This is a genomic window from Mycobacterium sp. IDUB_39 (assembly GCF_055419205.1).
Map to the genome: position 1 here is coordinate 1048215 of NZ_JBVAXF010000002.1, position 14274 is coordinate 1062488.

The 14274-nt window shown below is 68.1% G+C and carries 11 protein-coding genes; 7 read left to right on the plus strand and 4 right to left on the minus strand.

Going from position 1 to position 14274, the window contains the following annotated elements:
- Positions 1-38: 38 nt before the first annotated feature.
- Both ACZY0X_RS11160 and ACZY0X_RS11165 read left to right on the plus strand, forming a co-directional pair.
- A complete protein-coding gene (locus tag ACZY0X_RS11160; RefSeq protein ID WP_463770265.1) occupies positions 39-761 on the plus strand; it encodes a siderophore-interacting protein in 723 nt (240 codons plus the stop codon).
- Between the two features lie 125 nt (positions 762-886).
- Positions 887-3262, plus strand: a complete 2376-nt coding sequence (locus tag ACZY0X_RS11165; RefSeq protein WP_463770267.1) for an arylsulfatase — start codon at positions 887-889, stop codon at positions 3260-3262.
- 4 nt (positions 3263-3266) lie between these two features.
- Here ACZY0X_RS11165 and ACZY0X_RS11170 read toward each other — a convergent pair whose 3' ends face one another.
- Together ACZY0X_RS11170 and ACZY0X_RS11175 are read right to left on the minus strand one after the other, a co-directional pair.
- On the minus strand, positions 3267-3842 hold the full coding sequence (locus ACZY0X_RS11170) for a TetR/AcrR family transcriptional regulator (protein ID WP_463770269.1): 576 nt from the start codon (positions 3840-3842) through the stop codon (positions 3267-3269).
- The gene (locus ACZY0X_RS11175; RefSeq protein ID WP_463770271.1) at positions 3842-5080 is read right to left on the minus strand and encodes a cytochrome P450; all 1239 of its coding nucleotides are present in this window, start codon (positions 5078-5080) and stop codon (positions 3842-3844) included. The genes ACZY0X_RS11170 and ACZY0X_RS11175 overlap by 1 nt, the downstream gene beginning before the upstream one ends.
- Positions 5081-5396: 316 nt before the next feature.
- Between ACZY0X_RS11175 and ACZY0X_RS11180 the strand changes: the two genes are divergently transcribed.
- The 4 genes from ACZY0X_RS11180 to ACZY0X_RS11195 all read left to right on the plus strand — a co-directional run bounded on the left by ACZY0X_RS11180 (position 5397) and on the right by ACZY0X_RS11195 (position 10520).
- Positions 5397-5636 carry a hypothetical protein gene (locus tag ACZY0X_RS11180; RefSeq protein WP_463770273.1) on the plus strand — a complete coding sequence of 80 codons (240 nt, stop codon included), beginning with the start codon at positions 5397-5399 and terminating at the stop codon, positions 5634-5636.
- Positions 5637-5774: 138 nt separating this feature from the next.
- Positions 5775-8387 (plus strand): ABC transporter ATP-binding protein/permease, encoded by a 2613-nt coding sequence (locus tag ACZY0X_RS11185; RefSeq protein ID WP_463770275.1) that lies wholly within the window; start codon positions 5775-5777, stop codon positions 8385-8387.
- On the plus strand, positions 8384-10123 hold the full coding sequence (locus ACZY0X_RS11190; RefSeq protein ID WP_463770277.1) for an ABC transporter ATP-binding protein: 1740 nt from the start codon (positions 8384-8386) through the stop codon (positions 10121-10123). The genes ACZY0X_RS11185 and ACZY0X_RS11190 overlap by 4 nt, the downstream gene beginning before the upstream one ends.
- A gap of 172 nt (positions 10124-10295) precedes the next feature.
- Positions 10296-10520 carry a hypothetical protein gene (locus tag ACZY0X_RS11195; RefSeq protein ID WP_463770279.1) on the plus strand — a complete coding sequence of 75 codons (225 nt, stop codon included), beginning with the start codon at positions 10296-10298 and terminating at the stop codon, positions 10518-10520.
- A 152-nt stretch (positions 10521-10672) separates the two neighbouring features.
- Here the strand turns inward: ACZY0X_RS11195 and ACZY0X_RS11200 are convergent, their stop codons facing one another.
- The gene (locus ACZY0X_RS11200) at positions 10673-12037 is read right to left on the minus strand and encodes an FAD-binding oxidoreductase (protein ID WP_463770281.1); all 1365 of its coding nucleotides are present in this window, start codon (positions 12035-12037) and stop codon (positions 10673-10675) included.
- A gap of 16 nt (positions 12038-12053) precedes the next feature.
- Positions 12054-13307 (minus strand): multidrug efflux MFS transporter Tap, encoded by a 1254-nt coding sequence (gene tap / locus ACZY0X_RS11205; protein WP_463770283.1) that lies wholly within the window; start codon positions 13305-13307, stop codon positions 12054-12056.
- Between the two features lie 74 nt (positions 13308-13381).
- Between tap and ACZY0X_RS11210 the strand changes: the two genes are divergently transcribed.
- The gene (locus tag ACZY0X_RS11210) at positions 13382-14203 is read left to right on the plus strand and encodes a uracil-DNA glycosylase (protein WP_463770285.1); all 822 of its coding nucleotides are present in this window, start codon (positions 13382-13384) and stop codon (positions 14201-14203) included.
- Positions 14204-14274: the final 71 nt, after the last annotated feature.

Consider the following 14274-nt stretch of genomic DNA (forward strand, 5'->3'; position numbering starts at 1 on the left):
TAGGTTACCCTTACCTAAGTTGAGACGAGAGGTGGGATATGGCCAACGAGAAGCCCTCACGGGGGTTCACCGGCGCAATGGTCAAGCTGTGGCGCGGCGGGGACTACGAGCTGACCGTGACCGGGCGCAGCGCGCTGACCCCGAACTACCTTCGCGTGCACTTCGCGGGGTCCGAACTGCTCACCGAGCGCGAGCTGCACCCGACGATGTGGGTGCGCGGCTGGTTCCCTGACGGGGTGAAGTCCCATCAGCGGGGCTACACCCTGGTCAACCCGGATCCGGCAGCCGGCACCGTGGATATCGACTTCGCCATGCACAACGGCATCGCCACGCGTTGGGCCAAGCAGGCCCGCGCCGGCGATGTTCTCGAGGTGACGGTGCTCGGCAGCAGCTTCAGCCTGCCCGAGCCGGCCCCGGCCGGTTACGTCGTCGTCGGGGACACCGCATCGCTGCCCGCCATCAACTCGCTGTTGGCCGCCATCGACGATGCCCCCGCCACGGTCTTCCTTGAGGCGTCTCACGACGACGACCGCGAGCTGCCCGTCACGGCCGCCCCAGGCGCCGAGGTCATCTGGATCGATCGCAAGGCCGACGGCGAGGCGCTGGTGGAGGCCGTCGCCGCGGCGGCCTTCGACGCGCCGGATCACTTCGGCTGGGTGGCATGCGACAACCGCACCACGCGCGCGGTCGCCAAGATCCTCCGCGAGGACTACGGGATTGCGCGCAAATCCACCAAGGCGCAGGCGTACTGGAGCGCGTGAGCGCCGGGTGGCGGTAGTCGAGTATTCATGATCATCGCGTGGCGACCAGAGGTACGCTAACCGCCTCGGGCCCAGCGTGGTCCGGGATCGCCCAGCGCGGCGATTCCTGCGGCGAGCGGACAATCGTGACCTCTCCCATTCAGCCGGTGGTCCGGCGTGACATCCTGCCCATCCCCGACGTCCCGCACGTCGGCCTGACCACCTATGACGCCAAGGATCCCGACACCAGCTATCCGCCGATCAGGGACGTGCGGCCGCCCGAGACGGCGCCCAACGTGCTCGTCATCCTGATCGATGACGTCGGCTTCGGTGCCAGCAGCGCGTTCGGCGGCCCGTGTCAGACGCCCAATTTCGAGAGGCTCGCCGCGGGTGGCTTGAAGTACAACCGGTTTCACACGACCGCGCTGTGCTCGCCGACCCGACAGTCGCTGTTGACCGGGCGCAACCATCACTCCGTCGGGATGGGCAACATTACTGAGACCGCGACCGCCGCACCGGGTTACACGTCGGTGCTGCCCAACACCAAGGCGCCGCTGCCGTTGACGTTGAAGCTCAACGGATACTCCACCGCGCAGTTCGGCAAGTGTCATGAGGTGCCCGTCTGGCAGACCAGCCCTGCCGGTCCCTTCACGGCGTGGCCGACGGGTGGTGGCGGGTTCGAGTACTTCTACGGCTTCATCGGTGGGGAGAACAATCAGTGGGATCCGGCCCTGTATGAAGGCACCACGCCGATCGAGCCGCCGAAGACGCCGGCCGAGGGCTATCACCTCACCGAGGACCTCACCGACAAGGCGATCAACTGGGTGGGGCAGCAGAAGGCGCTCCTGCCTGACAAGCCGTTCTTCATGTACTTCGCGCCGGGCGCCACGCACGCCCCGCACCATGTGCCCCAGGAGTGGATCGAGAAGTACAAGGGCAAGTTCGCCCACGGCTGGGACCGCCAGCGTGAGATCACCTTTGAACGACAGAGGGAACTGGGTGTCATCGCGCACGACTCAGTGCTGACGCCGCGGGACCCGGAGATCCCGGCCTGGGAGGACACGGATCCGGCGATGCGGCCCGTGCTCGAAAGGGAGATGGAGGTGTACGCCGCGTTCCTGGAGCACACCGATCACCACGTCGGCCGGTTGCTCGACGCCATCGAGCCGATCCTCGACGACACGCTGGTGTACCTGATCATCGGCGACAACGGCGCCTCGGCCGAGGGCACGCTGCAGGGTGCGTTCAACGAGATGGCCAACTTCAACGGTATGGCTGCCATCGAGACGCCCGAGTTCATGATGTCCAAACTCGACGAGTTCGGCGGCGAGGCCTCTTACGGTCATTACGCCGTGGGCTGGGCCTGGGCAATGGACACGCCCTATCAGTGGACCAAGCAGGTCGCATCGCACTGGGGTGGCACCCGCAACGGCACGATCGTGCACTGGCCCAAGGGGATCGAGGACAAGGGCGGCTTGCGCAATCAGTTCAGCCACGTCATCGATCTAGCGCCGACGGTCCTGGAAGCAGCGGGCATTCCCGCGCCCACGCTGGTCAACGGGGTCCTGCAGAGCCCCTATGAGGGCACCAGCATGTTGTACAGCTTCAACGATGCCGATGCGCCTGAGCGGCACGTGACGCAGTACTTCGAGATGTTCTGCAACCGCGGCATCTACCACAAGGGCTGGAGTGCGGTGACCAAACATCGCACGCCGTGGGCGATGGCCGATGCGGTGATGCCCGCGTTGGATGACGACGTGTGGGAACTGTACGACGGTAACTCCGACTGGACGCAGGCCAACGACCTGTCGAAGGAGTATCCGGAGAAACTGCATGAACTGCAGCGTCTTTGGCTGATCGAAGCGGTCAAGTACAACGTGCTCCCGCTCGATGACCGCCAGATCGAGCGCATCAACGCCGACTCGGCCGGTCGGCCCACCCTGATCAAGGGCAACTCTCAGCTGTTGTTCGGCAACATGGGCCGGCTGTCGGAGAACAGCGTCCTCGACATCAAGAACAAGTCCTTCGCTGTGACCTCGGAGCTAGAGGTGCCAGCGGGAGGTGCGGAGGGCGTGATCATCGCCCAGGGCGGCCGGTTCGGCGGCTGGAGTCTCTACGCAAAGGGCGGCCGCGCTAAGTTCCACTACAACGTGCTGGGCATCAAGTCATTCAGCATCGATGCGACCGAGCCCATTCCGGCTGGCAAGTCCCAGGTCCGGATGGAGTTCGCCTACGACGGAGGCGGTTTCGCCAAGGGCGGCACAGTGGCGCTCTTCTACGATGGAAACGAAGTCGGCTCGGGGCGGGTCGAACTGACCCAGGGCTTCATCTTCTCGGCCGATGAGACCACTGACGTCGGCCGTGAGACCGGTACCACGGTGAGCCCGGACTACACCGCGCACACCAGCAAGTTCAACGGCAAGATCGCCTGGGTTCGGATCGACCTGGGTGAGGATGCCAAGGACGCCGACCACTACATCGAGCCCGACGAGCGCTTCCGGGTGGCGATGGCCCGGCAGTAGCGGGTTAGTCCGCGGGCTGTGTCAGTTCGAGCGTCGGCAGCACGAACTCCTCGAGCATGGCCCGCTCATCGGCTTCGTCACGTCCGGGGAACACCAGCAGCGACACCATGATGCGCACCAGCCAACGTGCGCGCCGCTCGACATCGTCGACACCGAGTGCCGCGAGATAGGCCTCGGTGCGCGCCCGGATCACCTCGGAGCGCTCGGCCATATCGCCGCCGATCGGTCGCCTGTCGGGGGCGAACCACGCAGAGAGCGCCGGGCTTTCGCGAACCCGGTGAAGTGACGCGAGGATGCCGTTGACGAGAAGCTCGCCAGGTGTGCGGGCCTCGCTGCCGGTTTCCAGTGCGCCCAACTCCGCGAACACCCGATGGGCCTCCCGGTGGACGTAGGCCGTGTAGAGCGCGTCACGGTTCTCGAAGTAGCGGTACAGCGTGGCACGGGAACAGCCGGACGCCTTGGCGATATCGTTCATGCCGACGCTGCCGGGATCGTCTCGGGTGAACAGTTCCTCGGCCGCGTCCAGGATCTTCTCTGCGGCCACGTCACCTCGGTTGGACGCCAGCCAGTCGCCCGCCATTACATCACCCGAAACGGCACCGACAACGGGCGCCGCACGTAACTGCCACCGGCCCAGACGATTCCGATCTCATCGACCTCGAAGTCGGGGATACGCGTCATGAGTTCCTCCAACGCGACCCGCGACTGCATGCGGGCCGCGGCAGCACCGAGGCAGTGGTGCGCGCCGTGGCTGAACGTCAGAATGTTGCGCGGTTTGCGCGTCACGTCGAGTTCGGCTGCGCTGTCACCGTAGTGGCGCTCGTCGCGGTTGCCGGAGCCGTAGAGCAGCATCGCGCGGCGACCCTCGGGGATGGTGACGTTGCCGATCGTCACGTCGCGGGTCACGGTGCGGCCGAGCATCTGCACGGGGGAGGTGAGGCGCAGCAACTCGTCGACGGAATCGCCTATCAGGTCCGGGTTCTCGGCCAGCAGCCTGCGTTGATCGGGCCGCTGGTGGAGCAGCTGCACCGAGCCGCCGAGCATCCCGGTGCTGGTGTCGTTGCCGCCCGTCACCATCGTGAACGTGAACGCCAGGATCGACAGCACGCCGGCGATGTCACCGTCGGCGCCAACGCCCGCGGCCACCAGGTGCGAGACGGTGTCGTCCTCGGGTTCGACGCGGCGGCGCTCGATGAGCGCGGTGAAGTACGCCATCATCCCGCCCAGTGCGTCGCCGAGCGTCTCGAGCGCTCCACCGATGCCGCCCTCGGCGGTGTTGGCCGCGACGATCGCGTCGGTCCACCCATCGAACTGGTCGCGGTCCTCCTCGGGCACTCCGAGGTAGTGCGCGACGACCATCGATGGCAGGGGCTTGAACAGCTCGGCGACGATATCGCCACCGCCGGCCGCGCGGATGCGCTCGATTCGCTCGATCACGTACTGGCGGACCTTGGGCTCGACGGCCTCCACCTGGCGGGGGGTGAACCCGCGTGACACCAGCTTGCGGAACTCGGTGTGCACCGGGGGGTCCTGCATGACCATCGGGGGGTTGTCGGCCAGGCCGATCATCTCCAGCTCGCCGTAGTTGACGGTCAGGCCCTGCGCCGAGGAGAAGGTCTGATGGTCGCGAGCGGCGGTGAAGATGTCGGCGTGCCGGGACAGCACGTAGTAGTCGTTCTCGGGCTGTTCCGGCGGTACGACGTGGTGCACCGGATCGTGGTCGCGCAGCGCGCGGTACATCGGCCAGGGGTCGACCCATGTCGCGGGGGTGGACAGCTCGAAGCGCGCCGGCGTGCTGTGAGACAAAGTGGCTGACATGTCTTATGAATACGACAGTGACGGCTAGATGTCAACCATCGCCTCGCTCCGCCTCCGCCGCTCTAGTCCCGCGAGATTGAACTCACTCGACAGAAGTACGAGAGGACTGTCGTGTCAGTGCAATCTCGGCGTGCGGCGAGCCGTCCCCGGTCTCGGCGCACGGCGCGTGTCCGCCGATCGGGGGACGCGGAGTTCATCCGGTGCATCCACCGTTCGCCCGACAGACACCGCCCTCGCGCCGCGACAGAGTTGTCCCATGGCCGGAATGCACTCGGCGGCCACACGAAAACGACACTCAGACAGAGGGATTGACCACATGAACAACGCGGCACGCAACTTCGCCCGCCTTATCGCAGTACCGGCCATCATCGGCGGCGCGGCGCTCGGGCTGGCCGGCATGGCCTCGGCCACACCCGGCCCGGCGACTCCAACGACCACGGTCGCGCCGGCCCCGGCCGGCCCCGGCTACCAGTACTCCCCGGAGCACTACGCCACTCCTGCGCCGACGCAGGGTCCCGGCTGGCAGAACCATCACGGACCGAATCACATGAACTGACTCGGGGGGTCGGAGCGGCAAGCCCTCCCCGGGCACAGGGGAGGGCTTGTTCGCGCCGGGACCTGGCGATCCCACGCGCAGAGGTGGTAAGGCTAGCCTTACCGGGAGGGTTTGACGTCGTGGGAAAGAGGATCGCTGATGGCACGCGGATTCCAAGGGGTGATGCTGCGCGGCTTCGGCGCGCGCGATCACGAGGCCACAGTGCGCGAAACCGAGCAACTGGCCCCGCACTTCCTGCGGATACGCATGGTCTCGCCGACGCTGTTCGAGGACGCGGTGGCCGAACCGACGTCGTGGCTGCGGTTCTGGTTTCCCGATCCAGATGGCTCGGACACGGAGTTCCAGCGCGCGTACACGATCACCGAGGCCGACACGGCCACCGGCCACTTCGCGGTCGACGTCGTACTGCACGAACCCGCGGGTCCCGCGTCGACCTGGGCGCGCACCGCGGTACCCGGCGCGAAGATCGCGGTCATGACGATGGGCTCGGCGCCGTTCACGGTCGCCGACGACCCCGCCGACCGTCCCGCCGGATACCTCCTGATCGGCGACTCGGCATCGACGCCCGCCATCAACGGCATCATCAACGCCGTCCCGCACGACATCCCCATCGAGGCCTACCTCGAACAGCACAGCGACGACGATCTGCTGATCCGGGTCGCCGAGCATCCGCGCCTGACCCTGCATCGGGTCGCCCGCCGGGACGCGACCTCGCTGGCCGCCGCAGTCGAATCCCGCGACTGGTCGAACTGGTACGCCTGGGTGGGGCCGGAGGCGGGCGCGCTCAAGCACCTGCGCACCCGGCTGCGCGACGAGTTCGGGTTCCCCAAGTCCGAGATCCACGCCCAGGCCTACTGGACCGAGGGTCGGGCGATGGGCAAGCGACGCGGCGACGAGCCCGCCACACCGGTCGCGATGCCCGCGAGCGTCGAGCCCGAGACCCCTGTCGAGCCGTCCGAACCGACTGTGCGCCAGGTGCCGGCCGACGCGGCCCGCGGGAACTGGCGCGGCCAGGGTGCGGGACGACTGATGGCGCCGCTGAAGACGCCGCTCATCGTCTCCGGTGTCCTGCAGTTGCTGATCACCCTCGTCGAACTCGCGCCGTTCGTACTGCTGGTCGAGCTGGCCAGGGTCCTGCTGTCGGGTGCCGATCAGGGTCGGCTCTGGACCCTGGGCACCGCCGCGGTCGGGCTGCTCGGCACCGGCGCCCTGTTGGCGGCCGCGCTGACGTTCTGGCTGCACCGCGTCGACGCCCGCTTTGCCCGCGAACTGCGCGGGCGACTGCTGACCAAGCTGTCCCGATTGCCGTTGGGCTGGTTCACCGCCCGCGGATCCGGCTCGGTCAAGCAACTCGTGCAGGACGACACGCTGGCCCTGCACTACCTGGTCACCCACGCGATCCCCGACGCGGTCGCCGCCGTTGTGGCGCCCGTTGCGGTGCTGGTCTACCTGTTCGTCGTCGACTGGCGCCTGGCACTGGTGCTGTTCGTGCCGGTGCTCGCCTACGTGGTGTTGATGTCCGCCATGACAATTCAGTCCGGGTCCAAGATCCGCGAGGCGCCGCGATGGGCCGAGCGGATGGGCGGTGAGGCCGGCGCCTACCTCGAGGGCCAACCGGTGGTCCGCGTGTTCGGTGGCGCGGCCGCATCGAGCTTCCGGCGCCGACTCGACGATTACATCGGATTCCTGGTGGCCTGGCAGCGCCCATTCGTCGGCAAGAAGACGCTGATGGATCTGGTCACCAGGCCCGCGACGTTCCTGTGGCTGATCGCCGTCGTCGGCACCCCGATGATCGTCGCCGGGGCGATGGATCCGGTGAGTCTGCTGCCATTCCTGTTCCTGGGCACCACCTTCGGCGCCCGACTGCTGGGCATCGGCTACGGGTTGGGCGGCATCCAGGCCGGCATGCTGGCGGCTCGGCGGGTGCAGACTGTGCTCGACGAACCGGACCTCGCCGTCAGTGCGGCGAGTACGCCCGCCGACGGCACCGACGGCACCGTCGTCTTCGAACGCGTGACGTTCGGCTATCGGCCGGACGTCCCGGTGGTCAGGGACGTGACGCTGACGCTGCGGCCGGGCACGGTCACCGCGCTCGTCGGACCGTCGGGGTCGGGCAAGTCCACCCTCGCCGCGCTGCTCGCGCGCTTCCATGACGTGCAGCAGGGCTCGATCACCGTCGGGGGCCGCGACATTCGCACGCTGGACGCCGACGAGTTGTACCGGCGGATCGGTTTCGTGCTCCAGGAGACCCAGCTGGTGCACGGCACCGTTGCGGAGAACATCGCGTTGGCGGTGCCCGATGCCGACCTCGAGCGGGTGCAGGCCGCCGCGCGTGACGCGCAGATCCACGACCGGATCATGCGGCTGCCGGAGGGTTACGACACGGTGCTCGGGGCGGGTTCCGGGCTGTCAGGTGGTGAGCGGCAACGCGTGACCATCGCCCGCGCGATCCTGGCGGACACTCCTGTGCTCATCCTCGACGAGGCCACCGCGTTCGCCGACCCCGAATCGGAGTACCTCGTCCAGCAGGCGCTCAATGGGCTCACCAGGGATCGCACGGTTCTCGTCATTGCGCACCGGCTGCACACCATCACCCACGCCGACCAGATCGTCGTCCTCGACGACGGTGAGATCGCCGAAACCGGAACACACGACCAACTGTTGGCCGCGGGCGGGCGCTACCGCGCGCTGTGGGATTCGGGCACGCGCGCGCCAGTCGGCGCAGGGACCACGCAGGAGGCCTCCCGATGATCCGCACGCTGCTGGCGTTGATCCCGGCCGACCGCCGCGGCAAGGTTGGCGCCTACACGGTGCTGACGGTCGTCTCGGTGCTGTTGCGGGCCGCAGGAACGGTACTGCTGGTGCCACTGGTCGCCGAACTGTTCGGCGATGCGCCGGACCGCGCGTGGCTGTGGCTGGGGTGGTTGACCGCCGTGACCGTCGGCGGGTGGGTGGTCGACACCACCACCGCGCGAATGGGTTTCGATCTGGGTTTCGCGGTGCTCGACAACACCCAGCACGACGTCGCCGATCGACTGCCCAACATCCGGTTGAACTGGCTGACACAGGACAACACCGCGACGGCGCGGCAGGCCATCGCCTCCACCGGGCCGGAACTGGTCGGACTCGTGGTCAACCTGTTGACACCGCTGATCGGTGCCGTGCTGCTGCCCGCCGCTATCGCACTGGCGCTGCTGGCGGTGTCTCCGGCTCTGGGACTGGCTGCGCTGGCGGGGGTGGCGGTACTGCTGGGCGCGCTGTGGATCTCGGTGCAGTTGACTCGCCGCGCCGATGCGGTCGCCGGTGAGACCAACACCGCGTTCACCGAGCGCATCATCGAGTTCGCCCGAACCCAACAGGCTTTGCGCGCCGCGCGTCGCGTGGAGCCAGCACGCAGCCTCGTCGGCGGCGCCCTCGACGCTCAGCACGGTGCAAGCCTGCGGTTGCTCACCATGCAGATCCCCGGCCAGTTGCTGTTCAGCCTCGCCAGCCAGTTGGCACTGATCCTGTTCGCCGGCATGGCCGCATGGCTGACGGTGCGCGGTGAGCTGGGGGTACCCGAGGCCATCGCGCTCATCGTCGTCATCGCCCGCTACCTGGAGCCGTTCACTAGCCTGAGCGAACTGGCTCCCGCGCTGGAGAGCACCCGTGCCACACTCGGCAGGATCCAGGCGGTGCTGGACGCGCCGACCCTGGCCGCCGGTGCCGCCACGCTGGCAGACACCGGCGCGGCGCCGCGTATCGAGTTCGACGGTGTGGGCTTCGCCTACGGTGACGAGAAGCTTTTCGAGGGACTGGATTTCGTCCTCGAGCCGGGTACCACCACGGCCATCGTCGGCCCGTCGGGGTCGGGGAAGAGCACGATCCTGGCGCTCATCGCGGGTCTGCACGAGCCGACCAGCGGCCGGGTGCTGTTCGACGGCGTCGACATCGCGACACTGGACCCCGCCGCGCGGCGTGCGGCCACCAGCGTGGTCTTCCAGCATCCCTACCTGTTCGACGGCTCGCTACGCGACAACGTCCTGGTCGGTCACCCGGACGCCGATGCCGACGCGCTGTCCACGGCGACGCGACTGGCCCGCGTCGACGAGCTCACCGGCCGCCTGCCCGACGGCGAGCAGACGATGGTCGGGGAGGCCGGAGCCGCACTGTCCGGCGGCGAGCGTCAGCGTGTCAGCATCGCCCGGGCGCTGGTGAAGCCGGCTCCGGTACTGCTGGTCGACGAGGCGACGAGCGCGCTGGACACCGAGAACGAGGCCGCGGTGGTCGACGCCCTGACCGCCGATCTGCGTCAGCGCACCCGGGTGATCGTCGCGCACCGATTGGCCAGCATCCGGCACGCCGACCGGGTTCTGTTCGTCGACGACGGACGCATCGTCGAGGACGGCACCATCGACGAATTGCTCACCGAGGGTGGACGTTACGTCCGGTTCCGGGAGTTCTGGAACCAGCAGCGCGCCGCTGCCGACTGGCAGATCACCACCTAGCCCGTTCTTCCGGGACCGCCACGTGTCCCCCAATCGGTGGACACGAGGTTCCACCGTTGTCTGGGCTGATCACCCGACAGACGTCCTTCTGGAAACGCGACATAGTTATCTCATCGCCGGAGAAACACCGGCAGAGAAACGAAAAGCTAACCCAGACAGAAGGATTGATGACATGACCAGCATCGCACGCCTGATCGCCCTCCCGATCGTCTCCGCCGGCATCATCGGCGGCGCAGCCCTCGGCCTGGCCGGTATGGCCAACGCCCAGAGTCAGGCCTCCACGGGCCCCGGCTACTCCTACGCCCCGGCCGTCAAGGCCCACCCGGCCCCCAGCCAGCAGCCCGGTTGGCACAACCACCACGGCCCGCAGCACGTCGCAGGCCTGTCGCAGCGCTAGACGCCACGGACATGGAGGCCCTCCCCGAACATCCCCGGGGGAGGGTCTTCACCGTGTCTCCTGATCGCGTGCCGCCGCGAGCAGACACAAAATCGCACTCAGGATGAGGGGTGAGTGCGATTCTGCGTCTGCTCGCGGGAGAACCCGACCGCCTAGATCGCGGCGCCCGGGTTGAGGATGTTGTCGGGGTCGAGCGCTGTCTTGATGCGCCGGTTGAGTTCCATCGCCTCCGGGCCCAGGTACCCCGCCAGCCACGGCCGCTTGAGCCTGCCGACACCGTGCTCGCCGGTGATGGTGCCGCCGAGTCCGACGGCCAGGTCCATGATCGCGCCGAACGCCGCGTTGGCGCGTTCCGTCATCGCCGCATCAGCCGCGTCGTACACGATCAGCGGATGGGTGTTGCCGTCGCCGGCGTGCGCGATCACCGAGATCATCAGGTCGTGCTGGGCGGCGATCTTCTCGACGCCGGACACCAGGTCGGCCAGGGCGGGCAGGGGCACCCCGACATCCTCGAGCAGCAGAGCGCCCTTGGCCTCCACCGCCGGGATCGCGAACCGGCGGGCGGCGACGAATGCCTCGCCCTCGTCGGGGTCGGCGGTGGTGAAGACCTCCGTCGCACCGAATTCGGTGAACACGGACGCCATGTACTCGGTGTCCTCAACACCGGCCGGCCCGCGGTCATCGGACGCGGCGACCATCATCGCGGCCGCACCGCGGTCCAGGCCCATCTTGAGCTTGTCCTCGACGGCGTTGATCGCGACGGCGTCCATGAATTCGAGCATCGAGGGCCGGATCTTGCCGGTGATCGTCACGACGGCGTCGGCGGCCGCGGCCACCGACGCGAAGGAGGCGACCACGGTGCTGCCGCGATGCTGCGGCGGAAGCAGTCGCAACGTCACCTCGGTCACCACACCCAGCGTGCCCTCGCTGCCGACGAACAACTTCGTCAGGCTCAGTCCCGCAACGTCCTTCAGTCGCGGGCCACCGAGACGCACCGCAGTGCCGTCGGCCAGCACCACCTGCAGACCCAGCACGTAGTCGGTCGTGACTCCGTACTTCACGCAGCACAGACCGCCCGCGTTGGTGGCGATGTTGCCGCCGATGGTGCAGATCTCGAACGACGACGGGTCCGGCGGATACCAGAGTCCGTGCGCGGCGACGGCCTTCTTGACCTCGGCATTGAACAGGCCCGGTTGCGTGACGGCGGTGCGCGTCACCGGGTCGACGACGATGTCGCGCATGCGCTCGGTGGACAGCACCAGGCCGCCGGTCAGCGCCGTCGCTCCGCCCGACAAACCGGTGCCCGCACCGCGCGGCACGACCGGCACGCGATGGCGGGTCGCCCACCGCATCACCGTCTGCACCTCCTCGGTGCGGACGGGTCGGACCACGGCCAATGGCATGCCCGCGCTGGGGTCGGCGGCGCGATCCTGGCGGTAGGACTCCAGGATGTCGGGGTCGGTGACGACAGTGCCGACGGGCAACTGGGTGATCAGGGCGTCCAGGGCGGAGTCCATCGCACGATCGTAGGCGTCAGCCCGCCCGGGTGTCTGGGACGGTATCGGTCTCCGGCACATGGTCGAGGTGTCGCAGCCCGGGTAGGAAGATCGCCACCACGCCGAGCAGCAGCATCGGCAGCGACAGTGCCAGGAACGTGGTGTGCAGCCCCGCGTAATCGGCGAGTGGTCCCGCCACGATCAATCCGAGCGGACCAGCGGCGTAGGCCAGCGAACCCATCACGCCGACTACCCGGCCCCGCAGGTGCGCCGGCGCCCGCGTCTGCATCACGTAGTTGTAGATCGGGGCCATCGGCCCGTACACCAGGCCGACGATCGCCGACAGCACCAGGATCACGGGCAGCGGCGGCAGGAACGCGATCACCGTCATCGCGACGCCGAGGGTGATCACCGCGATCAGCATGATCGTCCGCCGGTTCGAGTACTTCGACCACACGGCGTAGCCGAGTGCGCCGACCAGCCCGCCGACGGCTAACGCCATCAGCACCCAGCCCAGATGCTGCGGCTCGTTGCGGTCGGTGAAGTACTTCGGGAACAGCACGCTCTCCATCGGCATGTAGAGACCGGTGGCGGTGAGATCGACAATCGCCAAAGTGCGCAGCACCGGTGTGTTCCAGACGAACTTGAGGCCCTCCACGATGCCCGCCCACACCTGGGGCAGGTGCTCGCGGTTGGGAGTTCCCGTGCCCTCCAGCCGCAGTACGAAGATGGCCAGGATGGACAGCACGAAGAATCCCGATGTCACCCACATGGTGTTGACGCCACCGACGGTGGCGATGAGCAGGCCGCCGATCCCCGGGCCGACGATGTAGGCGAGGTTGAAGTTCGCCTCGTAGACGCTGTTGGCGCGGTCCAGCGACCAGCCCGCACTCTGCGCGGCCTCCGGCAGCATCGTCTCGCGGGCGGTCATCCCGGCCGGGTCGAAGAACGCGCCCAGAGCTGCCAGACCGGCCAGCACTGCGACGTTGACGGCATGGACGCCGAAGGTCAGGGCGATCACCGGCACCGCGGCCACCGAGAGCGCCGAGAGTGCATCGGAAATCATCGAGACCCGCCGGCGGCCGAGGTAGTCCACGGCCGCACCCGCGATCAGGGTGGCCACCAGAAGTGGCAGCGTCCCCGCCATGGCCACGATCGAGGCCTCGACCGCCGAGCCGTTGCGCTGCAACACCAGCCACGGAAATGCCACGATGGAGATCCCGTTGCCCGCACCGGCGGTCAGCGCCGCGAAGAAGATCAGGAACAGCGGCTGGCGCTTCTTTGTGTTCATGGGGTATCGCGGCTGAATGTAACAGCGGGCCCGCCCGAGCCGCGAGCGATTTACCCGGCGTGCACAGTGGTGGGGTGACACTGCCGCACGTCCGAACCGGTGAGTACTTTGACTCGCCCGTGCCCGCCGGGACCGGCTGGCCGGGGGATCCGGCGACGCCCGACACCGTGGTGGCGTCCACGGCGGCGCGGGTGCGGTCGCTGGCCAGGCGGACGCGCAGCCTCGAGGACCTCGACGCGCTGGTCAGCGTGTGCCGGGCCTGTCCACGCCTGGTGACGTGGCGCGAGGACGTCGCGCTGGCCAAGCGTCGCTCCTTCGCGGGTGAGCCGTACTGGGGCCGGCCAATCCCCGGATTCGGTGCGACCGAACCGGGAATCCTGGTCCTCGGTCTGGCGCCCGCGGCGCACGGCGCCAATCGAACGGGCCGGGTGTTCACCGGCGATCGCAGTGGCGACTTCCTATTCGCGGCGATGCACCGGGCTGGGCTGGCCAGCGCGCCGGACAGTGTCGACGCCGCGGATGGCTTGTCCCTCAACGACACCCGCGTTGTCGCCGCCGTGCGGTGCGCCCCGCCTGACAACGCGCCGACGCCGGATGAGCGAGCGACGTGCGCGCCGTGGCTCGACGCCGAGTGGCGATTGCTCGCGCCGAGCGTGAAGGCGATCGTCGTGCTCGGCGGGTTCGCCTGGCGGGCGGCGCTGGACATGCTCCGGGTCAGCGGTGTGGCGGTGCCCAAGCCGATGCCGAAGTTCGGCCACCTCGTGACGGCCCCGATCGACACCGTCACGCTGATCGGCTGCTATCACCCCAGCCAGCAGAACACCTTCACCGGCCGATTGACCCCGGCGATGCTCGACGACGTATTCGCCGAGGCCAAACGCATCGCCGACGTGTGATTTCGGCGCGCAAACCGTCGCTGAGCGAACGAAAACGCGCCGAAATCGCGGGGGTGAGGAACGTTCGACGG

Excerpts from the sequence above, each read along its gene's own strand:
- ACZY0X_RS11200 (WP_463770281.1), bottom strand. The coding sequence starts at position 12,037 with ATGGACTCCGCCCTGGACGCCCTGATCACCCAGTTGCCCGTCGGCACT.
- ACZY0X_RS11185 (WP_463770275.1), top strand. The coding sequence starts at position 5,775 with ATGGCACGCGGATTCCAAGGGGTGATGCTGCGCGGCTTCGGCGCGCGC.
- ACZY0X_RS11170 (WP_463770269.1), bottom strand. The coding sequence starts at position 3,842 with ATGGCGGGCGACTGGCTGGCGTCCAACCGAGGTGACGTGGCCGCAGAG.
- ACZY0X_RS11195 (WP_463770279.1), top strand. The coding sequence starts at position 10,296 with ATGACCAGCATCGCACGCCTGATCGCCCTCCCGATCGTCTCCGCCGGC.
- ACZY0X_RS11180 (WP_463770273.1), top strand. The coding sequence starts at position 5,397 with ATGAACAACGCGGCACGCAACTTCGCCCGCCTTATCGCAGTACCGGCC.
- ACZY0X_RS11190 (WP_463770277.1), top strand. The coding sequence starts at position 8,384 with ATGATCCGCACGCTGCTGGCGTTGATCCCGGCCGACCGCCGCGGCAAG.
- tap (WP_463770283.1), bottom strand. The coding sequence starts at position 13,307 with ATGAACACAAAGAAGCGCCAGCCGCTGTTCCTGATCTTCTTCGCGGCG.
- ACZY0X_RS11175 (WP_463770271.1), bottom strand. The coding sequence starts at position 5,080 with ATGTCAGCCACTTTGTCTCACAGCACGCCGGCGCGCTTCGAGCTGTCC.
- ACZY0X_RS11160 (WP_463770265.1), top strand. The coding sequence starts at position 39 with ATGGCCAACGAGAAGCCCTCACGGGGGTTCACCGGCGCAATGGTCAAG.